The sequence below is a fragment of the Corynebacterium sp. A21 genome (assembly GCF_052266655.1).
Taxonomy (GTDB): Bacteria; Actinomycetota; Actinomycetes; order Mycobacteriales; family Mycobacteriaceae; genus Corynebacterium.
The window spans coordinates 221,257-242,184 of sequence record NZ_JBQPQY010000003.1 but is presented as its reverse complement, the minus strand read 5'-3'; the positions used below and the strand labels follow the sequence as shown (position 1 = coordinate 242,184).

Annotated in this window: 24 protein-coding genes; 17 read left to right on the top strand and 7 right to left on the bottom strand. The window is 62.1% G+C overall.

Going from position 1 to position 20,928, the window contains the following annotated elements; translation table 11 throughout:
• Positions 1-55: 55 nt before the first annotated feature.
• Entirely contained in the window at positions 56-667 is a 612-nt protein-coding gene (locus tag ACTU46_RS07545) for a nitroreductase family protein (RefSeq protein ID WP_443380635.1), read from the top strand.
• Between the two features lie 19 nt (positions 668-686).
• Here the strand turns inward: ACTU46_RS07545 and ACTU46_RS07540 are convergent, their stop codons facing one another.
• Positions 687-2,297, bottom strand: a complete 1,611-nt coding sequence (locus tag ACTU46_RS07540) for a metallophosphoesterase family protein (RefSeq protein ID WP_443380634.1) — start codon at positions 2,295-2,297, stop codon at positions 687-689.
• 234 nt (positions 2,298-2,531) lie between these two features.
• On the opposite strand from ACTU46_RS07540, the gene ACTU46_RS07535 reads away from it, so the two are divergent.
• Together ACTU46_RS07535 and ACTU46_RS07530 are read left to right on the top strand one after the other, a co-directional pair.
• Positions 2,532-3,125, top strand: a complete 594-nt coding sequence (locus ACTU46_RS07535; protein ID WP_443380633.1) for an HAD family hydrolase — start codon at positions 2,532-2,534, stop codon at positions 3,123-3,125.
• Complete coding sequence (locus ACTU46_RS07530; RefSeq protein ID WP_443380632.1) at positions 3,125-3,688, top strand: gamma carbonic anhydrase family protein; 564 nt, start codon at positions 3,125-3,127, stop codon at positions 3,686-3,688. Before ACTU46_RS07535 ends, ACTU46_RS07530 begins: the two co-directional genes overlap by 1 nt.
• Positions 3,689-3,739: 51 nt before the next feature.
• On the opposite strand, the gene ACTU46_RS07525 is transcribed toward ACTU46_RS07530, so the two are convergent.
• From ACTU46_RS07525 to ACTU46_RS07510, 4 genes are all read right to left on the bottom strand, one after another.
• Entirely contained in the window at positions 3,740-4,888 is a 1,149-nt protein-coding gene (locus tag ACTU46_RS07525; RefSeq protein WP_443380631.1) for an ROK family protein, read from the bottom strand.
• A 69-nt stretch (positions 4,889-4,957) separates the two neighbouring features.
• Positions 4,958-6,244: an MFS transporter gene (locus ACTU46_RS07520; protein WP_443380630.1), complete on the bottom strand. Its 1,287-nt coding sequence runs from the start codon at positions 6,242-6,244 to the stop codon at positions 4,958-4,960.
• Positions 6,245-6,358: 114 nt separating this feature from the next.
• Complete coding sequence (locus ACTU46_RS07515) at positions 6,359-7,516, bottom strand: LppP/LprE family lipoprotein (protein ID WP_443380629.1); 1,158 nt, start codon at positions 7,514-7,516, stop codon at positions 6,359-6,361.
• Positions 7,517-7,715: 199 nt separating this feature from the next.
• On the bottom strand, positions 7,716-8,480 hold the full coding sequence (locus ACTU46_RS07510) for an NAD-dependent deacylase (protein WP_443380628.1): 765 nt from the start codon (positions 8,478-8,480) through the stop codon (positions 7,716-7,718).
• Positions 8,481-8,623: 143 nt separating this feature from the next.
• Between ACTU46_RS07510 and ACTU46_RS07505 the strand changes: the two genes are divergently transcribed.
• Both ACTU46_RS07505 and ACTU46_RS07500 read left to right on the top strand, forming a co-directional pair.
• A complete protein-coding gene (locus ACTU46_RS07505; protein WP_443380627.1) occupies positions 8,624-9,730 on the top strand; it encodes a TIGR00730 family Rossman fold protein in 1,107 nt (368 codons plus the stop codon).
• Between the two features lie 174 nt (positions 9,731-9,904).
• Positions 9,905-11,569 carry a DUF885 domain-containing protein gene (locus ACTU46_RS07500; protein ID WP_443380626.1) on the top strand — a complete coding sequence of 555 codons (1,665 nt, stop codon included), beginning with the start codon at positions 9,905-9,907 and terminating at the stop codon, positions 11,567-11,569.
• Between the two features lie 407 nt (positions 11,570-11,976).
• Here the strand turns inward: ACTU46_RS07500 and ACTU46_RS07495 are convergent, their stop codons facing one another.
• On the bottom strand, positions 11,977-13,185 hold the full coding sequence (locus ACTU46_RS07495; protein ID WP_443380625.1) for an ABC transporter permease: 1,209 nt from the start codon (positions 13,183-13,185) through the stop codon (positions 11,977-11,979).
• Positions 13,182-14,063 carry an ABC transporter ATP-binding protein gene (locus ACTU46_RS07490; RefSeq protein ID WP_443380624.1) on the bottom strand — a complete coding sequence of 294 codons (882 nt, stop codon included), beginning with the start codon at positions 14,061-14,063 and terminating at the stop codon, positions 13,182-13,184. The genes ACTU46_RS07495 and ACTU46_RS07490 overlap by 4 nt, the downstream gene beginning before the upstream one ends.
• A 217-nt stretch (positions 14,064-14,280) precedes the next feature.
• Between ACTU46_RS07490 and ACTU46_RS07485 the strand changes: the two genes are divergently transcribed.
• From ACTU46_RS07485 to rpsQ, 12 genes are all read left to right on the top strand, one after another.
• Complete coding sequence (locus ACTU46_RS07485) at positions 14,281-14,922, top strand: hypothetical protein (RefSeq protein WP_443380623.1); 642 nt, start codon at positions 14,281-14,283, stop codon at positions 14,920-14,922.
• Between the two features lie 812 nt (positions 14,923-15,734).
• Positions 15,735-16,040, top strand: a complete 306-nt coding sequence (gene rpsJ, locus ACTU46_RS07480; protein WP_003854291.1) for a 30S ribosomal protein S10 — start codon at positions 15,735-15,737, stop codon at positions 16,038-16,040.
• 32 nt (positions 16,041-16,072) lie between these two features.
• Positions 16,073-16,729: a 50S ribosomal protein L3 gene (gene rplC / locus ACTU46_RS07475; protein ID WP_443380622.1), complete on the top strand. Its 657-nt coding sequence runs from the start codon at positions 16,073-16,075 to the stop codon at positions 16,727-16,729.
• Positions 16,726-17,382 (top strand): 50S ribosomal protein L4, encoded by a 657-nt coding sequence (gene rplD / locus ACTU46_RS07470; protein WP_443380621.1) that lies wholly within the window; start codon positions 16,726-16,728, stop codon positions 17,380-17,382. The genes rplC and rplD overlap by 4 nt, the downstream gene beginning before the upstream one ends.
• Complete coding sequence (gene rplW / locus ACTU46_RS07465) at positions 17,382-17,687, top strand: 50S ribosomal protein L23 (protein ID WP_443380620.1); 306 nt, start codon at positions 17,382-17,384, stop codon at positions 17,685-17,687. The genes rplD and rplW overlap by 1 nt, the downstream gene beginning before the upstream one ends.
• Before the next feature lie 23 nt (positions 17,688-17,710).
• The gene (gene rplB, locus ACTU46_RS07460; RefSeq protein ID WP_443380619.1) at positions 17,711-18,547 is read left to right on the top strand and encodes a 50S ribosomal protein L2; all 837 of its coding nucleotides are present in this window, start codon (positions 17,711-17,713) and stop codon (positions 18,545-18,547) included.
• Between the two features lie 16 nt (positions 18,548-18,563).
• On the top strand, positions 18,564-18,839 hold the full coding sequence (rpsS, locus tag ACTU46_RS07455; RefSeq protein ID WP_443380618.1) for a 30S ribosomal protein S19: 276 nt from the start codon (positions 18,564-18,566) through the stop codon (positions 18,837-18,839).
• 3 nt (positions 18,840-18,842) lie between these two features.
• Positions 18,843-19,205: a 50S ribosomal protein L22 gene (gene rplV, locus ACTU46_RS07450; protein WP_443380617.1), complete on the top strand. Its 363-nt coding sequence runs from the start codon at positions 18,843-18,845 to the stop codon at positions 19,203-19,205.
• Positions 19,205-19,960 carry a 30S ribosomal protein S3 gene (gene rpsC / locus ACTU46_RS07445; protein WP_443380616.1) on the top strand — a complete coding sequence of 252 codons (756 nt, stop codon included), beginning with the start codon at positions 19,205-19,207 and terminating at the stop codon, positions 19,958-19,960. The genes rplV and rpsC overlap by 1 nt, the downstream gene beginning before the upstream one ends.
• Before the next feature lie 5 nt (positions 19,961-19,965).
• Positions 19,966-20,382, top strand: coding sequence for a 50S ribosomal protein L16 (gene rplP / locus ACTU46_RS07440; RefSeq protein ID WP_443380615.1), 417 nt, complete (start codon positions 19,966-19,968; stop codon positions 20,380-20,382).
• Entirely contained in the window at positions 20,382-20,612 is a 231-nt protein-coding gene (gene rpmC, locus ACTU46_RS07435; RefSeq protein WP_443380614.1) for a 50S ribosomal protein L29, read from the top strand. Before rplP ends, rpmC begins: the two co-directional genes overlap by 1 nt.
• 2 nt (positions 20,613-20,614) lie before the next feature.
• Positions 20,615-20,893 (top strand): 30S ribosomal protein S17, encoded by a 279-nt coding sequence (rpsQ, locus tag ACTU46_RS07430; RefSeq protein ID WP_443380613.1) that lies wholly within the window; start codon positions 20,615-20,617, stop codon positions 20,891-20,893.
• Positions 20,894-20,928: the final 35 nt, after the last annotated feature.

The following is a 20,928-nucleotide window of genomic DNA, read 5'->3' as shown; positions in this document are numbered from 1 at the left end:
ACTGACTAACATTCCAGAACATCATCCCCGAGCAATGCAGGAGAACTAACTTCCCATGACCCAGACCACCGCCGAGACAATGACCGCCGAGACCAGCGTCCGAGAAGCCATCATCAGCCGCCGCGCGACCCGCAAGTACACCGAGCAGCTTCCCTCCACCGAGGTGGTCGACCGGATCGCAGAGCTCTCGCTGGAGGCCCCCAGCGCCTTCAACGCGCAGCTGCGTGACCTGGTGATTGTCCGCGACCCTGAGGTCAAGCAGGCCCTTTTCGAAGCTTCCGGTCAGAAGCAGTTCCTGGCGGCCCCGGTCATCTTCATCACCGTCGCCCGCGCTGAGGTGCTGCCGGAGGACGCGGAGGAAGTACTCGGGGAGCGCACCACTGGCTACCTCAAGCGGCTGCGGGAAAGCTATGACGAGGCTGGCCTGCGGGAATCCGCCATGAAGGATGCCATGCTGCTGGCCGGCTTCGTGATGGTCGCCGCCCAGAGTGAGGGCCTGGCCACCTCCCCGACCACCGGTTGGGATGAGGAGGAGGTCAAGGCCGCTCTCGGGCTGGCGGGGCGCCCGGATCGCGCCATCGGTCTGGTCATCGCCGCCGGTTACCCGGCAGAGTTCCCCGAGCACCCGGGGCGCGCCGCCAGCCGTCGCGTGGACGAGCGTTACTGAGCCGCTGAGCGCCGGGTGATCAGGCCATCCGGGCGAAGTCCTGGAAACGGATCATCTCACCGCTCTTGAAGTCCCAGGCCTCCACCCGCACCCGGTCGCCGTAGACCTTGACCCGCAGGCCGGTGGAGGTGTCCGCCGGGGTGATGGTCTCATCATGATCGCCATCGGGGAAGTACTCGTTGAGGATCGCGCCGGTGTTGACCACCGGGAACCCCTGGCGGCCAGCTTCGCCGGTGCCCTCGTAGCGGTAGGTGCCCCACCAGTTGTTCTGGTGGAGGGAGGCGTGGGTGTGGCTGGTGAACATGATGGAGTGGTTGTACTTCGAGACGACATCGGAGATGGCGGCGGTGTCTTCGAAATCATTCTGGTACCAGGCCGAGTGGGACATGGAGACGGTCTGCGGCAGTAGCGGGTGGGTGAACACCAGCGCGGGGACCTTCTTGGCCTCCCAGAATGCCAGGCGCTGATCGAGCCAGTTCAGCTGCTCCTCGGAGAGCCGCTGGAAGGGCTCCTTGCCGCCACGGTCGACATCGGAGTAGTACTCGGTGTTGATGGTGATCAGCGGGACACCGTCGACGATGAGTTCGGTCCACGGCTGTTCCTGGCCGGAGTACTCCAGGAAGCGGTTCAGGTAGGTCTCGCTGCCTTCGGGGCCGTACATCTCATGGTTGCCGATGGTCCACACCTGCTTGCCGGAGGCATGCGGGGTCCGGGCGTTGGCGGCGTTGAACTCATCCCATAGGTGCTGCTCACCGGTGTCGACGATGTCACCGTTGATCACCAGTGCACCAGCCTGCTCCGGCATGCCGTTGAGCGTCTCAATGGCCGCCTCGAAATCAGGGATATCGCCCTGGATATCGGAGATGACGTCGATGATCGCCTCGGGTTCCCCGCTGAGCGCTGCGAAGGGTTCGGTGACGGCGATATTGTCCACCGCCCACCACCAGTCATCATTGCCGCCGAGGTAGTTGAAGCTGACGCGCAGGTTCTTGGCTCCGGCCGGAACGGCGACCTCGATGGCCTCGTGTGCGGTGAAACGGTCCGCGTCGTAGCGCAGGATCTCCTGCTCGACGCCGTCGAACTCGACGGTGACCGTGGCACCCTGGGGTGCCTGACCATGGCGGTAATGCGAGTCGAACTCCACCACCACCGCATTACGCCCGGCGACCTCGATCTCCGGGGTGCTCAGGCGGGCATCCATGGAGTCGGTGGCGTTCAGGCGCTGCTGCTTGGAGTCGATGATGGCGATCTGCCCATGACCCTGGGTGAACCAGTGGCGCATATCGGTGCCGGCGGCCCAGGTCCAGTCGCGGATGGTGGCCAGGGACCAGCCGTTCCAGCGTTCCTCACCTGAGGTGACGCCGGTGGTCTGGGAATTCCAGCCAGCCGGAACCTCATGGGTGAACTTCGAAGGGTTGGGAACATCATCAAAACCCTCGCTGAACAGCACCTCCCGGGTCATCGGGGTGGTCTGGGTGTTGCCCGGGGCAGGTAGTGCCGAAGAGCCGTTCGGGGAGCTATTGAGGAGGGCGGAGGAGCCGAGACCCTGGCTCGACTGTGCGTGCGCGGTGGGGGCGATCAGCAAGGTGGTGCAGAGAAGCAGGGCAGGAATTTGGCGCGAAGTACGCACAGCAGAGGCCTTTCAGGGATGGAAAAGAGGAAACTCCAATTAGTATTACCTAGGAAAGTTGCGGGTGGGGGTTCATGAGATGAAACTGGGCTGAAGTTTTCCTGGCCATTCACCTTGTCCGGAGCCTTGGACCGCCCACTCGGTGACCTCGCTCAACGCATTATTTCCTCACCTGGCTGAACCTGATAGGTACTCTGGGGGGAAGTAGTACGACCTGTCTAAAAGGAGGGCCCTATGAGCAGTCTTCTCTTTGACCTCTACGGTGTTCTGTTACGTACGCAGTCAGAGGATGCGAAACACCGGATTGAAAGAGCCGTTCTCGGTGACGCCACCATCTGGCCCCACTACTGGGCGTTGCGCCCGGCCTATGACGCCGGTTTGGTCAGCGACCAGAGTTACTGGCAGCAGGTGAGACTGCGCGCCGGGCTGGCTGACTTCGATCTCTTTGAGGCGGTGGCCGCGGATGAGGACAGTTGGCTTGAGCCGGACCCGGCGATGGTGGAGCTGGTGCTCAGCCGCATTGGCTCCGGTTGGCGTGCCGGTATTCTCTCTAATATCCCGGCAGGTCTGGCGGAGCGGGTGCGGGAGAAGTTCAGCTGGCTGGCGGAGTTCTCCGCGGTCACCTTCTCCTGCGATATCGGTCTGGTCAAGCCTGATCAGAAGGCCTTTCATGTCGCCCTGGACGCGATGGGCGCGAAGGCTTCCGACACCATCTTCTTTGATGATCGCCCCGAGAACGTCGAGGCCGCCGAGCGGCTGGGCATGAAGGGCGTGGTGTTCACCAAAATCTCCCAGGTTCGGCTCCTCACAGAAAAGCAGAGTGTCTGATGATTGATTCTTCCCGACAGGGCCCGTTGATCCTGCCCTTCGGTAACAAGCGCCCCCGGATTCACCGTTCCGCCTGGATCGCCCCGAATGCCACCATCATCGGTGATGTGGAAATCGGCCCGGAAGCCTCGGTCTTCTATGGCTGCGTGTTGCGCGGTGATGTCAATGCCATCACGGTTGGGGCGCGCACCAATATCCAGGACAATTGTGTTCTTCATGTGGACCGTGATGCTCCCTGCACGCTCGGTGATGACGTCACCATCGGCCATCTCGCGCTAGTCCATGGCGCGACAGTGGGCAATGGCACGCTGATCGGCATGAAGTCCGCGCTGCTCTCCCGTTCCGAGGTGGGGCCGGGCTCCTTGATCGCCGCCGGTGCGGTGGTGTTGGAGGGCCAGGTCATTGCCCCGCGTTCCCTGGCTGCGGGTGTCCCCGCGAAAGTCCGCCGGGAGCTCAGTGAGGAGCAGTCGGCGGCCTTCATTCCGCACGCGGGACGTTATATCGAGATTGCCGCCCGACAATCCGGGGAGCAGCTGAGTCTTGAGGATGTCTGGGTGGATTAGCACAGCTGTGCTTATCTGCGCCGCGCCTGCCCCGGGCACGGCGCCCCGGGCCTAGGGCGCAAGCTTCAGCGGCTCGCGCAGTAGCTGATCCAGCGCGGCCGCGCGGGCGACGGCGCGCACGATCTCCCGGTGTGTGGGAATCATCCGCAGGTTCAGCTCTCCGTCGGTCAGGGTGCGGACGGTCTCGGCGAAGATCCGGGGAGCGCCGGGATCCTCGGTGAAGGCGGAGCCCGCCACCACCAGGGTGCCCGGGCGATGGGTGCTCACCAGCTCGGCGGCGACCTGCCCGAGTAGGCGGGCGCGCTCGTCGAGAAGATCTCGGACGTCCGAGTTATTCTCCCCGGCATTCACTGCGGCGGCGAGGCTGGGTAGATCGAGGCTCAGATCATTGAGCCGTCGAAGAAATCCCTGGGTGCTCAGGGCTTCCTCGGTGGCCAGGCCGGTGGTGTCCAGTAGCGTGCTCTCGGTCCCGGGGAGGGTGGGAATGGAGTGCACTCCCTCGGTATCGCTGAAGGCTGCACCGATGGAGTCATCGGCGAAGAGGTTGAGGGAGTTCTCCAGCTTCCCCGGTGCCGGCAGCTCGGTGGACTGGATCTCGGCGGCGAGCAGGGCGGGTACCGCGGAGGCCACCACGACCGGCACGGAGAACTGGTAACGCAGGCGTTCTGCCAGGTCGAGGTTGTGCCAGCCGAGGTTCGGGGCGTTGACCACGCCTTCGCGACTGACCCTTCCGGAGGTGGTCACGCCAACGCTGACCAGGGGATTGCTGATGCCATTGGTGAGTTGGTGCAGTCCCGCGATGATGTACTCGAGAAAGTCCTCGGGGCTGGTCTCGGCGACATTCTGGGCTACGTGCGCATCACGGAAGGTCCGGCCCTTGGCGTCATAGAGGGCGATATAAGTGCTGGTGGTGCCGATGGCGATGCCGGCGTGCAGCCAGAGGCTCGGTGCGAGTTCGAGCGGGATCGTCGGGCGGCCACGGCCCTTCGCCCGGCTGAGGTCATTGCGCTCGTGGACCAGTCCAAGATCGATGAGTGCATTCACTGCGCGGGTGACCGTGGGCTGGGATAAGCCGGTTGCGGTGACGAGATCACTGCGGGTGAGGATCTGCCGGGTACGGATCAGGTGCAGGCACTTTGCAGCGGGCAACTGGGGTCGACTGAATACCGCCGGGGCCGGAGTGCGTGCAGGAGTGCTCATGTGCTGAATAATAAGCCACCTAGACAATGTAGTCTAATCAACTTTCCGTGTTGCAGACCGCTTGGTCTGTCACATTGGTTCTGTGGTGACTCCACCCCCGGGTCGCTCATAGCGACGGAAAGCAGGGACCGCCACCACGCAGACCAGGGTGAGGAGAACCACCACAGCACCACCGAAGAAGGTGGTCCAGCCGGTCCCGAGCATGCCTGCGGACCAGCCGTGGAGCACATCGGCCAACCGGGGTCCGCCCACCACGATCACGATATAAATGCCCTGGATACGGCCCTGAACGTGCTCCTGGGCGGACTGCTGCAAAATGGCCGTGCGCAGGGAGGCGGAGAACATGTCGACCGCGCCACCCACGACCAACATCATGATCACCAGCCAGGCCCAGGACGTGATCGCACCGGGGCTGAGCAGCACGCCGATTCCGGCCACCATGATCGCCGCACCCCAGGCGATGATGCAGACATAGACCGCCACCCCCTGTCGGACCACCCGGGATACCCAGCCGGAGAGTAGACCACCCAGTACCGCACCCACCGCCATGGAGGAGTAGAGCAGCGCCAGCATGGTTCCTCCCTCGGCGGCACCACCAAAATTGGTGTCCGCGATTTCCGGGTACAACGCCCGGGGCATGCCGAAGACCATGGCGATCAGATCCAGCAGCATCGCCACCATCAACACCGGCTGAGTCAACAGATAACGCAGTCCATCGACCACCGAACGCAGCCCCGCCTTCATCACCTCACCTGTGGGGAGCAGCGTGGGCAGGCGGAACACCGCCACCAGCGTGGGCAGCAGGAAGGCCACATCCAGGAAATAAAGCCAGGTGTAGCCGATCAGGGGGATCATCGCGCCCGCCAGCAGCGGGCCGATAATCGCCCCGGCCTGCATGAGCATCATGTTCAGGGAGGACCCCGCCGGCAGCAGCTCCAGCGGCAGAATGGAGCGGAACACTGCTGTACGGGTCGGTTGATTCACCGCGAAAAAGGCCTGCTGCAATGAGAACATGCTCAACAGCAGCCACACATTCTCATTGCCCAGGGCACTGAGCAGCAGGAAACCAGCGGTGCTCAGGATCATGCCCAGGGTGGTGGTGATCAGCACCTTCCGCTTATCAAAGGCATCAGCGATCGAGCCGCCGTACAGCCCGAAGATCACCAGCGGTACCAGGCCAAAAAGGCCGGTCAACCCCACATAGGCACTGGATCCGGTGAGGGCGTAAATCTGGGCCGGGACCGCCACCACGGTCAACTGGGCACCGATCACGGTGGCGATATTTGCCCTCCACAGCCGCTTATAGGCGGGAACTTTCAGCGGTCGGGTATCGGCGAAGATGTCACGGAAGCTCACCCGAGCTACCATAGCCCGCAGATCGGTCAGTTCTGCAGCTATGGGCGCATTTGTGTCAGTCCTGGGCACGCCCGGCATCCGGGCGCCCCATCACGCGGAAGGGTGTCGATGAACTCAGGGCTGCCAGCGGCTTCGGTCGAGGATGTTTGCGGGAGCGCTCTCGAAGCCATCCTCCCGGATCTCGATGGCGGCACCACCGTAGATCAGCCGAGGATGAGCATCCCGGGTGTCGATGAGGTAGTGGCCGACACGGGTCAACGTCCCCGCAGCGATGGTGTGCGCGACGGGAAAATCCGAGATGGTCTCTTCATCGAAGTAAGTGGTGGCCAGGGTGGTCGGTAATAGTGCGATCTGCAGGTAGTTGGCGGTGGTGCCCGGGCTGGGGGTTAGCGGATCAGTGGCCGGGGGTGCTTCGAAAGCCGGCTCAACAAACGGCCAGTCCACCCCGTATCCGGCGCAGCCGATCCATCCCCAGTTATTGTGGCGTTCCGCGAAGTTCAGGATGCACAGCAGCTCACTGTCCTCATCCAACTGAATCCGCACATTTGAACCGGGGTATTCCGCCAGTTCATATTCGGCGTCGAAGGGCTGGTGGTAGACATTGCCCCGCGGCAGCGCCGGGACGTCCGAAGCGGGCGGGGCAGCCCTCAGGTCCAATGTGGTCGCCGTCTTCGAGTATTCCCGGAGCAGGTCAAACTCTGCCACATTGAGCCCCCCTTCCTCCCAACTGAAGGTGGCGCTCTGTTGTTCTCGGCTCACCGTCTGACCTGGTGAGGCATAGTGCCCGAAGGTCACCTGGATCTTGTTCCCGGAAATTCGCTCCACCAGTGGGTTTGCCGCCACTTGGATGGGTAGTGGATCCGTGAGCAGCTGATCGCGGTGGAAAAGCAGCACTGCGGCGCTGTCGGCATGATCGAGGTCATCCTGGGTGGAGCCGGAGAGCGTGACCCAGCTCAGGTCTGCACAGGGGTCGAAACTATTGTCTTCGACGGTGGCCAGAAACAGCGGATAGCCGCTCCAAAAACCATGCGGACCTTCCTCACCTCCCGGAGGGATCGTGGGGATCTGATTCAGCGCGGTGTAGGGCCCAAAGGCGGTGGAGGCCAGGTCCAGGGTTGGATCGCAGGTCTCCGGAGCACTACTTTCGGGGGCATCACTGGTGCAGGCGGTCAGGGCGAACAGGCAGACGCCCCCGGCGAGTACCGCGACAGCCCGCTTGGCGACGCCCCAGGCACCCCGGCCCGCGGTGAAGGAAAGGCTTCGAGCTCGCATCGGCGACCCTCCTGCTCTGAACCGGTGTTCTCAGTGGAAGTACTGTGCGTTGCAGCTTGAGAACGCGATCGCACCTTTGCTGTTCAAATGTTAAAGCAAATGAATGTCAGTTATCGAGAATTCTTGTGGTTCCGGGGGTACGCGGGGTGTATCGACTGATGCTCGCCGGAGTTTTGTCCAGGACTGAGTGCGGATGAGGTCAGTCTGCCGCCAATCCCGACACCAGTGCCGGGAGTGCGGTGGCGGCGCCCGCCCGCCAGGACAGGGTGCACAGTGAGCTCAGTTCAGTGGTGGCCGGGGAGATCTCGATGATCGGTATTCCTCGTTCATATGCCAGCAACGGCAGTGAGGCCGCCGGCTGCACTACTCCGGACGTTCCCACGATCACGACCAGGTCAGCGTTGTCCATGCCAGTTTCCGCCTGTTCCCATTCCCGCTGCGGCAGGGGTTCCCCGAACCAGACGATATCGGGGCGGATGAGATTGCCGCAGAGCGGACAATCCGGTGGGGGCAGTCTTTCCACCGCTTCCGCAGGGAATTCGATCTTCCCTTTCCACGGTCGGTGGCAGATGGTGCAGCGGAACTTGAACAGGCTGCCATGCAGGTGGGTGACCAGATCCGTGCCGCCACGTTCGTGCAGGTCATCGATATTTTGGGTGGTGACGTGCACCTGCGCCTTGGTAGGGGAATGAGACCACTCAGCGATTGCCCGGTGGCCGGCATTGGGCTTCGCCCGGGATGCCAGGTGGGCGCGCCACAGGTACCAGGCCCACATTGGTTCCGGATCTGTGACCCAGGCGGAAATGCTCGCCATCGCTTGGGGATCCACCTTCTCCCACACCCCGGTCACCGCATCACGATAGGTATCCAGGCCGGATTCCGCACTCATTCCGGCCCCGGTGAAAAACTCGATCCGGCGGGCGCTGCGGGCGAGTTCAAGGGCTTCCTGAAGTTGTTCCGCCATGTCTTAAGACGCTAGCCGCTGCGCGGGGCGCTGGCCAGGGGTTCCCCGGTTGAAGAGCCCCTGATCTTTTTTGCACCTTAATAATTACTGTCGCTCTGCACAATCGCCTTCATTGGCGCCCCGGCCTCATTATGCTCGGTGGCATGACACGTCCTGAGCTGACCACCATTCCTGGCATGGACCTACGGCCGATGATCGCGGCAGACCACGGGGTGCGTACCGCCGCAGTGCTGCGCAATGTCAACCGCGTGACTGCGCGGATCACCGAGGATGACCTCACCCGGGATCCCTGGCGGCAGTACCTCGACTTCCGCCCCACCCGCGGGGACTACGGGATCATTGCTTCGCTGGAGGGCCAACCGGTCGGGGTGGTGTGGGTGGTGTTCGCCCCGGCAGTGGGATTCCTCCGGTCCGATGTGCCGGAGCTGGTGATCAGTGTGGATGAATCCCGGCAGGGGCAGGGGATCGGGGCAGTGCTGCTCGAGGTGATCCGCAACCATGGTCGGGATGCCCGGTGGACGGGGATTTCACTCTCTGTGGAGGAGGGGAACCCCGCGAAGCGGCTCTATGAGCGCACCGGTTTCGAGGTGGTTGCAACCGCCCCGGTGGGAACTATGTTCCTGGATTTCAGCGGGGGAACCGCAGTGGCAGGGCTGGCAGATATGAGCATCGCGGCAGCACCTGAAATCCGTTCCCTCGCGGTCTACTGCGGTTCCCGGGCGGGCTTCAACCCCGAGTTCCTGGTGGCCGCCGAGACCTTGGGCAAGGAGTTGGGCCAGCGCGGGATCCGGCTGATCTACGGTGGTGGCAACGTGGGGCTGATGGGTGCGGTGGCCAACGCCGCGCTGGCCGCTGGTGGGGAAGTCATCGGCGTGATTCCGCAGTCCCTGGTGGATCGTGAAATGGCTCACCACGGGCTCAGCAGTCTGGAGGTGGTGGACACCATGGCGCAACGCAAAACCCGGATGGAGGCTCTCGCGGATGCCTTCGTGGTGCTGCCGGGCGGTGCAGGCACCCTGGAAGAGACCTTTGAGGTGTTCACCATGACGCAGCTGGGTGAGCTCTCAGGGCCGCTGGCGTTGATCAACACCTCCGGTTTCTGGGATCCGCTGCGGGAGATGCTGGACAAGATGGTGCAGGAGGGATTTCTCCGGCAGAAATTCGTGGACACCCTCATCGTCGTGGATACCCCGGCGGAGCTCTTCCGCAGTCTCCCGGTTTGGCGTTCACCGGGTGATAAGTGGGCCTGATGTTCGTTCTCTCCCGGCTCGCGGGGAACCTGGGAGATCGCCACCCGGCGAGGCTCTGCCGGGGAGCGCGGCGTCGATAAGCGTTGAGGGTTATCGGAGCTGTTTCACAACTGTTATTGGCTGGAGCTGTCTCGGGTGGATAAGGGGGCGAAGACAGGGCTAGACTCTGCACTCATGAGTTTAGTGAGTTCCGAACAGCGGTCTCCGTCCCTGTTGGACGCCAGCTGTGAGGTGTTCGTCCATGACCTGGCGGCCCTGTCGCCGACCGATGCCACTTCCTGGGGTATCCCGGGCTTTGAAGGGGAACTACAGGATTTCTCCCCGGAGCACTGGGAATCAGTTGCGGAGCGTGCCCGTGAGATGGTCGCCGATATCGATGCCTTCGATGACTGCACGGATGACAATGATGATGAGGACGATTTCGATGAGATCGACCATGTCACCGCTGCCGTGCTGCGTGACCGCCTGACCCTGATCGCCGACAAACACCACCGCGGTGAGTACCTCCGCCTGCTCAACAATATCGAGTCCCCGGTCCAGATGATCCGGGATACCTTCCTGCTCATGCCTGCGGAAACCGCAGAGCAGAAGGATGCCATCCGCTCCCGGCTCTCCAAGGTCGCCCACTCCCTGGAGGGCTACCGCGAATCCCTGGCGGAGTCCGCCGCGCACGGCAAAATCGCCCCGCACCGCCAGATCGATGAGGTCATCTCCCAGTGCGCGGACCTCGCTGATTCTGATTCCATGCTCGAGAAGCTCGGGGTGGAACCGAACAGCGCCGAGGTGGCCGAGGCCAAACAAGCCTTTGGTCTGATGTCGGACTGGCTCAGCGAGCAACTGGCCCCGCACGCCCCGAATGAGGATGCGGTGGGCCGGGACCGCTATGAGCTCTTCTCCCGCGAGTTCGTCGGCGATGCCGTCAATCTTGACGAAGCCTACTGCTGGGGGCTGGAACAGCTGCGTGAGATCACCGCCCAGGAGCAGGCGATCGCCGACCAGCTCTATGGCGAAGGCACCCCGGTCAAGCAGGCCTTCCGTAACCTCAACAATGAGGATCGCTACCGCATCGAGGGCACCGATGCACTGCAGAAGTGGATGCAGGAGACCGCGGACCGCGTGATCCGCGAACTCGACGGCACCCACTTCGACATCCCCGAACAGGTACGCACCATCGAAGCGCGGATTGACCCGGCCGGCACCGGCGGCATCTTCTACACCCCGCCCTCCGATGATTTCGTCCGCCCGGGGCGCATGTGGTGGTCTGTGCCGCAAGGCCAACAGATTTTCCACACCTGGCAGGAACTGACCACCGTCTTCCACGAAGGCGTTCCCGGCCACCACCTGCAGCTGGGCCAGACCCTCGCAGAGAGCGATAACCTCAACCTCTGGCGTCGTGTCGCCTGCTGGAACTCCGGACACGGCGAAGGCTGGGCACTCTACGCTGAATCGCTGATGGCGGAACTGGGATACCACGAGGATCCGGGAACCCGCATGGGGCTTCTCGACGCTCAGCGCCTCCGCGCCGCCCGCGTCGTCCTCGACATCGGCGTCCACCTCGGCAAGAAGATCCCCGAAGGTACCGGCATCTGGGACGCCTCCTACGCCAGGTCCTTCCTCCGGGAGAACACCGCCATGGATGAGACAGTTCTCGCCTTCGAACTCAACCGTTACCTCGGGTGGCCCGGACAGGCCCCCTCCTACGCGCTGGGCCAGCGGCTCTGGATGAACCTGCGTGACGACGCCCTAGCCCAGGGCATGGCACTCCAGGACTTCCACCGCCAGGCCCTGAGCTATGGCTCCATCCCGATGTCCATTCTCCGCGAGGAGATCCTGGACTAGGTTCGGGGCTGTTTGGCCTGGGGCTGGGGTTTCCAGGTGGTTGACCTGGGGTTTGACGTTTAGGTCTCGAGGATCCGCCCAATTGCACTCTGGGGAGGATCATTGGCCTGATCCTCGAGACCTACCCGTCATCCCGGGAATCCTGGACACGCTTTTGGCGGTACGGCAGAATTCAGGGCTTCATGGCTTTAGGGCCTGACCTGGGGTTTGACGTTTAGGTCTCGAGGATCGGCCCAATTGCACTCTGGGGAGGGTCATTGGCCTGATTCTCGAGACCTACCCTTCACTCCGGCAAGCCCGGCAAGCCCGGCAAGCCCGGCATGACCAGCAAGCCCAGTGTGGGGGTTGTACCGGTGCCAAGGGCCACCCAAAAGGGCCACCCGGAAAGTGAAGACCGTGGCAGCGAGCTATTTCGCGGACTTCAGTGCCTGGGTCCACTTCATCTTGCGGCCGTTATGGAGAATGGCGTTTCGGTAGATGCGGGCCACCAGCAGCAGGACCAGGAAGGTCACGAGGGCCATCACCGCATAGGAGGCCAGCACTAGCGCCCAGGACATATTGCCCGCGGCGCCCTGCAGCGGTGCCACGCTCAGCGAGAAGGGCGGCAGCCAGCTCAACACCTGCATGATGGTCGAATCCAGCGCACTCCAGCCGAAGGCCGGGGCATAGATGACACCGAAGACGAAGATCATGATCGGGGTCTGGGTGGATGCCAGGTCTTCGGAGCGGGAGACCATGGCGCCCGCAGCAGCCCAGAGGCTGCCGAAGAAGAGCAGGCCGAGAATATAGGCGAGTGCCAGGATCGGCAGCACGGTCAGATCCAGATCGAAGTCGTCGAGCAGGCCGGAGAAACTCAGCGCAATCATTGCGATGCCGAGGATCACCACGGTGCCGATCAGCCCGACGAGCATATTGCCCAGTAGCTTTCCGGCGAGGAAGTCCAGGGGGCGGACACTGGAGAGGATGATCTCCACGACGCGGGAGGATTTCTCTTCGGTGACTCTTCCGCCGATGTTTCCGGCGAAGAGCATGATGAAGAAGATGAGGACGGAGACTCCGGCGAGAACGGTGATGATCGCCGCGAAATCGGATTCCTCGCCGATGTTGACCAGGTTGAGGGAGACGTCGGGTAGCGCTGCGTAGTAATCATCGGGGGCGATGTTGACGGCCCCGAGGGCCTCGGTCTGGGAGTAGCTGCTCAACCCGATATTCAGGGTGGCCAGGATTCCGGCGTTCGGATCCCCGTCGCTGATCAGGTCGAAGCGGCCGTTGTTGAGCACGAGTGCAGCATCAGCTCCCTCAGCTACGCGTTCGCGGGCGTCCTCGGGGGAAGCGGCGGTGCTCAGATCCAGGGAGCTCAGCCCGGCGCCCGGAAACACCGGGGAATCTGCTGCGCCAGTGGCCTCCGGTACCTCGAAGTAGGATTCCTCAATTCCGTAGAGGACGACTTCCGGGTCGGAGGATTCCCGGTTGCTCAGCCAGGTGATCACTCCGATGCCGGCGATGATGACCACCAGCGTGATCACCAAGGAGAGAATGATGCCCTTGCTTCTGGTGGCCACGATGATCTCGCGTCCGGCCACGGTTTTGATGGTGTTCAGCGATGAATAGCTCATGCCTGGACAACCTCCCGGAAAAGTTCGGTCAGGTCGGGGACCCGACGGGTGAAAGCGTGGACCGGGCCGACGGCCAGCGCGGCCTGCAGGATCTTCTGGTCATCCTCAGTGGACTCGGCCTCGAGGATCACCGCTTCCGGGGTCTCAGACACGAGGGAGGTGCCGGTGGGGTACCACCCGCGGGCGGCGGTGTGGATCTCAAAGCGAATCGGCCCGCGGTTGCGCAGCTCCGGCACGGTTCCTTCGGCGCGCATTTCACCCTGGGAGATGATGCCCACCCGATCGCAGAGGCGTTGCACCAGATCGAGTTGGTGGGAGGAGAAGATCACGGGCACGCCTTCGTTGGCGCGCTCCAGCAGAATTTCGCTCATGACGTTCACGGCGACGGGATCCAGTCCGGAGAATGGTTCATCGAGGATCAGGAGTTCGGGGTTATGGATCAGGGAGGCCGCCAGCTGTACCCGCTGCTGATTGCCCAGACTGAGTTCCTCGAGCTTGTCGGCCACCCGCTCACCCAAGCCGAGCCGCTCAAGAAGGGAGTGGGTGTTGTCTCGGGCGTCCTTCTGGGATAGCCCATGGAGGCGAGCGAAGAAGATCAGCTGGTCGGCGATCTTCTCCTTGGCGTAGAGGCCACGCTCTTCAGGCATGTATCCGATTCTCCGACGGATATCAATGTCCATTTTCTGGTCGCCGTAGCGCACCTCGCCGGAATCCGCGGTGAGGACCCCCAAGGCGATACGCATGGTGGTGGACTTGCCGGCGCCGTTGGATCCGACAAATCCGTACACCTCGCCAGGGTGGACGGAGAAGGTCATGTCCTTCAGTGCCATCACCTCGCCGAAGCTCTTGGTGAGATGGTCAATGTGTAACGAGGGCAATACGCTCAGCCTCCGGGATAGGGGCGGTGGCTGGTGGCACAACCGGTTGAGTTGAACCAGGCGAGCTCCGCAGTGGTGGTGGGTTGTTCCTGCCACAAAAAGTATGACATTAGAATGAGCTTTCATGAAGGATCCCGCCAGAATCCCGTTGGTGATAGCTGAGCTACACCAGACGTGGGAAGCCCAGCCTGACCTCTCTCTACCAACACTCTTCGGATTGCTTGAAAATCGCGGCATCGGCTGGGGGAGTGGGGACCAGGAACTTATCGACGTCCTGCGGGCCCTGCGCCGCGAGTACCCCGCCCAGCTGAGCGGGTACTCCCGCACCGCCGCCCCCTCCCCGGCGGATGAGGTGCGGGGACGCTTCCTGGTGGAGACCGAGTCCCCGGCGCATCGGGTCACGGTGGATCCCTTCCGGGTCAGTGTGCGACGGGTGACGCGGGAAAAAGAACAACCCCAGCCGGGGGTGTGGGAATTTGAACGTATCCGCCGCTGTCGGGCGGGTGATCCACTGGTGCTCACCGACACCGCCGGCATCGACCACCGGCTCGGGGTGATCTTCCGGATCACCCTGCTCAATTCTGATCCAGAGCCTGAGGTGGCCACGCTGGATGGTCTGGAGCGACGGGACATTGAGGACCAGGTGTATCAGCTGCTCCTTGAAGATGGCGGTAGTGCACTGCTCACCCATGGTCTGTCAGTGTTCACTGTGGCTCGTCGCTCGTTGGCACAACGTCACCTGAAGTGGGAACGGCTGCTGAGCGCCACCCCGGGTAAAACGCTGCGGGTCAGGGAAGCCGGTAGTGGCCAGGCGGTGGACCTCGGGATGCTGGAGAAGATCATCCCACTGGAGGTCTAGGCTGCGTGGTCTTCGGGTGGTTCAGTAGTGAGCCAGACACACCGGAGTCGGCATGAGTTCGCGGGGGCTGGGGGAGTCTCCGTGGCGGAGGTGCTCACCTCCGAGATGGTGTCCACGGTTTTCGGGCTCCCCGCGATGATCTGCGCGGACCCGGTCACCGGCACCCCCACCGTGGTCCTGCTGGATCCCCGGGGCGATCACCGGCGCGGCGTCGATAAGCGGGGTGGTGGAAGTAGCCGGCGGACTGGGGTGCTAGGGCAATATTTGGTGACCTGGCTTTCAATCCTGAAGGGTCAGGGAAAAATGTTTGTGTTATCAGGGCGTGGCGTGGTTTAATACTTGGGTTGCTTTAACACGACGTGCGTCGACTGCACCGCCGAGCAAACCTGGAGACAGGGGCTGCTGGCAATGCGACCGACAATATCGATCATGGTGAGGTGAACATGACACCTTCAGTCAGATCCTTCCGGATCTGCAGAGGGCTCCCATTCGGGCAGATCGTTATATGCGAGATGTTCGGGCGCGGGGACCGGAGAAGGGGCATGGCAAATAAACAGCGGCAGTAGGTCTGGACCACGCTTATCACGAGTATTGGTCCCTTCCAGCTTGATGTACGGGTCTTCTTGTACCCCCGTACCTGAGGCAATTGGCGAGTGTTTATCCCACGCCTGAATTGCATCCGGTCATTCATGACAGTCAAGATGAAACTGGCGTTGCGCCCGTGCTCCGGCCGGACAACGTTATAGAGTAATCAAAGAGCGATTCCCACCTCTCCAATCATGGATGTGGGGCAAGCGAGGAAGAGGATAAGCGTGGCGGGACAAAAGATCCGCATTCGGCTCAAGGCCTACGACCACGAGGCGATCGATGCGTCTGCACGCAAGATCGTTGAGACCGTGACCCGTACGGGTGCACGTGTGGTTGGCCCGGTGCCGTTGCCTACCGAAAAGAACGTATACGCCGTTATTCGTTCTCCCCATAAGTACAAGGATTCTCGCGAGCACTTCGAGATGCGCACTCATAAGCGCCTGATCGATATCCTCGACCCGACGCCGAAGACGGTTGACGCGCTCATGCGCATCGACCTCCCGGCTAGCGTCGACGTGAACATTCAGTGATCGACGGAAACTTTGGCAGCGGAGAATAAGTAATGAGTGAAAACGAGATCAAGGGCATTCTGGGCACCAAGCTCGGCATGACTCAGGTCTTCGACGAGGAGAACCGGGTCATTCCGGTGACCGTCGTCGAGGCTGGGCCGTGCGTGGTTACCCAGATTCGTACCAAGGACATTGATGGCTACAACGCCATCCAGATCGCCTTCGGCGAAATTGACCCGCGTAAGGCCAACAAGCCTGCCGCAGGTCACTTCAAGAAGGCTGGCGTTACCCCCCGCCGTCACGTCACCGAGATTCGTATGGACGATGTCTCCGGTTACGTGATCGGACAGGATGTCACCGTTGAGATCTTCGAAGGCATCACCTTCGTCGACGTCACCGGTACCTCCAAGGGTAAGGGCTACGCCGGCGGCATGAAACGCCACGGCTTCGCAGGTCAGGGTGCCAGTCACGGTAACCAGGCCGCGCACCGTCGCGTCGGTGGTATTGGCGCAGCCTCTACCCCGGGCCGTATTTTCAAGGGTAAGAAGATGGCCGGCCGCATGGGTAACGATCGCGTCACCACCCAGAACCTCAAGGTTCAGAAGATTGACGCCGATTCCAACCTGCTGCTCATCAAGGGTGCAATCCCGGGCAACAAGGGTGGCATCGTCACCGTTAAGACCGCAGTGAAGGGCGGTGCACACGCATGACCAATTTGAAGCTTGACGTCCACACCGCCGATGGCTCCACCAACGGCCAGGTTGAGCTGCCTGCTGAGATCTTCGACCGTGAGGCCAGCATTGCGCTGATGCACCAGGTCGTTATCGCCCAGCTCGCCGCAAAGCGCTCGGGTAACCACTCCACCAAGACCCGTGCTGAGGTCTCCGGCGGCGGCCGCAAGCCGTTCCGCCAGAAGGGTACCGGCCGTGCCCGTCAGGGCTCGATCCGTGCTCCGCACTTCGTCGGTGGTGGCGTTTCTCACGGCCCGAAGCCGCGTGACTACTCGCAGCGCACCCCCAAGAAGATGAAGACCGCCGCACTCTTCGGCGCTCTGACCGACCGTGCACGCCACGATCGCATTCATGTGATCGAGGAGCTCGTCTCCGGTCAGAAGCCGTCGACCAAGTCGGCACGCACCTTCATTGAGCGTCTCACCGACCGCAAGTCGGTTCTGCTCATCGTCGGTCGCGAGGACTTCATCTCCCGCAAGAGTGCCAACAACCTGCCCGGCGTCCGTACCTTGGTCTCCGAGCAGCTGAACACCTACGACGTGCTTAACGCAGACGACGTTGTGTTCTCGGTTGAGGCTCTGCACGCCTTCATCAACCGCGCTACCGGCGTGGACCAGGAGGAGAAGAACTAATGGCCAAGATCGCAGATCCGCGTGACATCATCATCGCCCCGGTCGTCTCTGAGAAGTCCTACGGCCTGATGGAGCAGAACGTTTACACGTTCCTCGTCAACCCGGATTCCAACAAGACCCAGATCAAGACCGCCGTCGAGCAGATCTTCGGTGTGAAGGTCGCCTCCGTGAACACTCTGAACCGTGAGGGTAAGCGCAAGCGCACCCGCTCCGGTTTCGGTGTCCGCAAGGCAACCAAGCGCGCCTATGTCTCGCTCCGCGAAGGCAGCGACTCTATCGACATCTTCGGTGGCACCGCCGCTTAAGGCGTCGAAAGGTAAGGAACATTATGGCTATTCGTAAATACAAGCCGACAACTCCGGGTCGCCGCGCGAGCTCCGTTTCCGAATTCAGCGAGCTCACTCGCTCAACCCCGGAAAAGTCGCTGCTGCGCCCGCTGCACAAGACCGGTGGACGTAACGTCCACGGTCACATCACCACCCGTCACCGCGGTGGTGGACACAAGCGTCGTTACCGCGTCATCGACTTCCGTCGTAGTGACAAGGATGGCATCTTCGCGAAGGTCGCTCACATCGAGTACGACCCGAACCGTACCGCCAACATTGCGCTGCTGCACTACCGCGATGGCGAGAAGCGCTACATCATTGCTCCGAAGGGCCTGACTCAGGGAACCCTCATCGAAGCTGGTGCTAACGCGGACATCAAGGTTGGCAACAACCTTCCGCTGCGCAACATCCCGACCGGTACCACCATCCACGCTGTCGAGCTGAAGCCGGGCGCTGGCGCCAAGCTGGCTCGTTCCGCTGGTTCCTCCGTTCAGCTGCTCGGTAAGGAAGGCAACTACGCTGTTCTGCGTATGCCCTCCACCGAAATCCGCCGCGTGGATATCCGTTGCCGCGCAACCATCGGTGAGGTCGGCAACGCTGACCAGATCAACATCCGCTGGGGCAAGGCTGGCCGTATGCGCTGGAAGGGCTGGCGTCCGTCCGTCCGAGGTGTCGTCATGAACCCGGTCGACCACCCGCATGGTGGTGGTGAGGGTAAGACTTCCGGTGGTCGCCACCCGGTGTCGCCGTGGGGCCAGAAGGAAGGCCGCACCCGCAACCCGAACCGATACAGCAACAACATGATCGTGCGTCGCCGCCGGTCCAACAAGAAGCGCTAAGAGGAGGTAACAGAGAATGCCACGTAGCCTTAAGAAGGGCCCGTTCGTCGATGAGCACCTCCTCAACAAGGTTGATGCTCAGAACGAAAAGGGTACCAAGCAGGTCATCAAGACCTGGTCCCGCCGTTCCACCATTCTCCCCGACTTCATCGGTCACACTTTCGCCGTCCACGACGGTCGCAAGCATGTCCCGGTGTTCATTGACGACGCCATGGTCGGTCATAAGCTCGGTGAGTTTGCTCCCACGAAGACCTTCAAGGGTCACATCAAGGACCAGAAGGGACGTCGATAAGCGATGAGTGAGACTGTCACTTCCGCACGCGCAGTTGCGCGATACGTCCGCGTCACCCCGATGAAGGCCCGTCGCGTCATCGATCTCGTTCGCGGCAAGTCCGTGACCGAGGCTATGGCGATCCTGAAGTACGCTCCGCAGGATGCCTCCACCCCGGTTGCCAAGGTCATTGCTTCGGCAGCGGCCAACGCCGAGAACAACTACGGTCTGGATCCCCGCACCCTGGTCATCTCTGAGGCTTATGCCGACGAGGGACCGACCATGAAGCGCTTTCAGCCGCGTGCTCAGGGTCGTGCTTTCCAGATCCGCAAGCGCACCAGCCACATCACCGTGGTTGTTGCGAGCCAGAAGGAAGGGGTCAAGTAGTGGGCCAGAAGATTCATCCCCACGGCCTCCGGTTGGGTATCACTTCCGATTGGAAGTCCCACTGGTACGCCGATAACTCCTACGCCGACTACGTCGCCGAAGACATCAAGATCCGTAGCTTCCTTTCCAAGGGCTTGGATCGCGCCGGCATCGCCGACGTTGTCATCGAGCGCACCCGCGACCGCGTCCGTGTCGATATTCACACCGCCCGTCCGGGCATTGTGATCGGCCGTCGTGGAGCTGAGGCTGACCGCATCCGTCGCGAGCTCGAGAAGCTCAGCGGCAAGCAGGTTGCCCTCAACATCCTCGAGGTCAAGAACATTGACGCCAACGCTACTCTGGTGGCTCAGTCCATCGCTGAGCAGCTGGTCAACCGCGTTGCTTTCCGTCGTGCAATGCGTAAGGCAATCCAGTCCGCCATGCGCCAGCCGCAGGTCAAGGGCATCAAGGTTGTCTGCTCCGGTCGTCTCGGCGGCGCCGAGATGTCCCGCACCGAGCGCTACCATGAAGGTCGCGTTCCGCTGCACACCCTCCGTGCCGAGATCGATTATGGCATCCAAGAGGCTCACACCACTTTCGGCCGTATCGGCGTCAAGGTGTGGATCTACAAGGGTGACGTCGTCGGTGGTCGTCGCGAGAGCGAGATCAACGCACCCGCAGATCGTCGTGGACGCGGTGCCGGTGCTGCTGACCGCAACGCACGTCCGCGTCGCGGTGGCCAGCGTCGTCAGCGCGCTGAGAAGAAGGAGGGCTAAAGCACATGCTTATCCCCAAGCGCGTGAAGTACCGTCGCCAGCACCGGCCGCACCGTACCGGTGTGTCCAAGGGCGGTAACCGCATCAGCTTCGGTGATTACGCCATTCAGGCTCTCGAGCCGGCTTATGTCACCAACCGTCAGATCGAGTCCGCACGTATTGCCATTAACCGGCACGTCAAGCGTGGCGGCAAGGTCTGGATCAACATCTTCCCGGACCGCCCGCTGACCCAGAAGCCGCTCGGCGTGCGTATGGGTTCCGGTAAGGGCCCGGTCGAGAAGTGGGTGGCCAACGTTAAGCCCGGCCGCATTCTCTTCGAGATGACCTACCCCGACGAGGAGACCGCCCTCGAGGCACTCCGTCGTGCCGGTCAGAAGCTCCCCTGCAAGGTCCGTATCGTGAAGAAGGAGGATCAGTTCTGATGGCAACCGGTACCCCCGCACACGAGTTCCGTGAGCTGAACCCCGAAGAGCTGACCGTCCGTCTGACTGAGGCGAAGGAAGAACTCTTCAACCTGCGCTTTCAGATGGCTACCGGCCAGCTGACAAATAACCGCCGCCTGCGCACGGTCAAGCGCGACATCGCCCGCATCTACACCGTTATCCGCGAGCGTGAGCTGGGCCTGTCCGTAGTTCCGGGAGCTGAGGCTTAATTATGAGTGAGGCAAACGTGAACGAGAAGGAACAGGGCGCACGTAAGGTCCGCCAGGGCTACGTCGTCTCTGACAAGATGAGCAAGACCATCGTCGTCGAGGTTGAGGATCGCAAGCAGCACGCGCTGTACAGCAAGATCCTCCGCTCCAACAAGAAGGTCAAGGCCCACGATGAGGCAGAGACCGCCGGTATCGGCGACCTCGTCCGCATCGAGGAGTGCCGTCCGCTTTCCAAGGACAAGCACTACCGTCTGATCGAGATCGTGGAGAAGGCTAAGTAAGCTTCCCCCGCATCTTCGGATGATTTGAATGCCCC

Bases quoted from the DNA above. Each gene is read 5' to 3' on its own strand.
- ACTU46_RS07530 (WP_443380632.1), top strand. From the start codon at position 3,125: ATGATTGATTCTTCCCGACAGGGCCCGTTGATCCTGCCCTTCGGTAAC.
- rplD (WP_443380621.1), top strand. From the start codon at position 16,726: ATGACCAATTTGAAGCTTGACGTCCACACCGCCGATGGCTCCACCAAC.
- ACTU46_RS07510 (WP_443380628.1), bottom strand. From the start codon at position 8,480: ATGGCGGAACAACTTCAGGAAGCCCTTGAACTCGCCCGCAGCGCCCGC.
- ACTU46_RS07495 (WP_443380625.1), bottom strand. From the start codon at position 13,185: ATGAGCTATTCATCGCTGAACACCATCAAAACCGTGGCCGGACGCGAG.
- rpsQ (WP_443380613.1), top strand. From the start codon at position 20,615: ATGAGTGAGGCAAACGTGAACGAGAAGGAACAGGGCGCACGTAAGGTC.
- ACTU46_RS07525 (WP_443380631.1), bottom strand. From the start codon at position 4,888: ATGAGCACTCCTGCACGCACTCCGGCCCCGGCGGTATTCAGTCGACCC.
- ACTU46_RS07545 (WP_443380635.1), top strand. From the start codon at position 56: ATGACCCAGACCACCGCCGAGACAATGACCGCCGAGACCAGCGTCCGA.
- rplW (WP_443380620.1), top strand. From the start codon at position 17,382: ATGGCCAAGATCGCAGATCCGCGTGACATCATCATCGCCCCGGTCGTC.
- rpsS (WP_443380618.1), top strand. From the start codon at position 18,564: ATGCCACGTAGCCTTAAGAAGGGCCCGTTCGTCGATGAGCACCTCCTC.
- rplV (WP_443380617.1), top strand. From the start codon at position 18,843: ATGAGTGAGACTGTCACTTCCGCACGCGCAGTTGCGCGATACGTCCGC.
- rplP (WP_443380615.1), top strand. From the start codon at position 19,966: ATGCTTATCCCCAAGCGCGTGAAGTACCGTCGCCAGCACCGGCCGCAC.
- ACTU46_RS07535 (WP_443380633.1), top strand. From the start codon at position 2,532: ATGAGCAGTCTTCTCTTTGACCTCTACGGTGTTCTGTTACGTACGCAG.
- rpmC (WP_443380614.1), top strand. From the start codon at position 20,382: ATGGCAACCGGTACCCCCGCACACGAGTTCCGTGAGCTGAACCCCGAA.
- rplB (WP_443380619.1), top strand. From the start codon at position 17,711: ATGGCTATTCGTAAATACAAGCCGACAACTCCGGGTCGCCGCGCGAGC.
- rplC (WP_443380622.1), top strand. From the start codon at position 16,073: ATGAGTGAAAACGAGATCAAGGGCATTCTGGGCACCAAGCTCGGCATG.
- ACTU46_RS07505 (WP_443380627.1), top strand. From the start codon at position 8,624: ATGACACGTCCTGAGCTGACCACCATTCCTGGCATGGACCTACGGCCG.
- ACTU46_RS07500 (WP_443380626.1), top strand. From the start codon at position 9,905: ATGAGTTTAGTGAGTTCCGAACAGCGGTCTCCGTCCCTGTTGGACGCC.
- ACTU46_RS07515 (WP_443380629.1), bottom strand. From the start codon at position 7,516: ATGCGAGCTCGAAGCCTTTCCTTCACCGCGGGCCGGGGTGCCTGGGGC.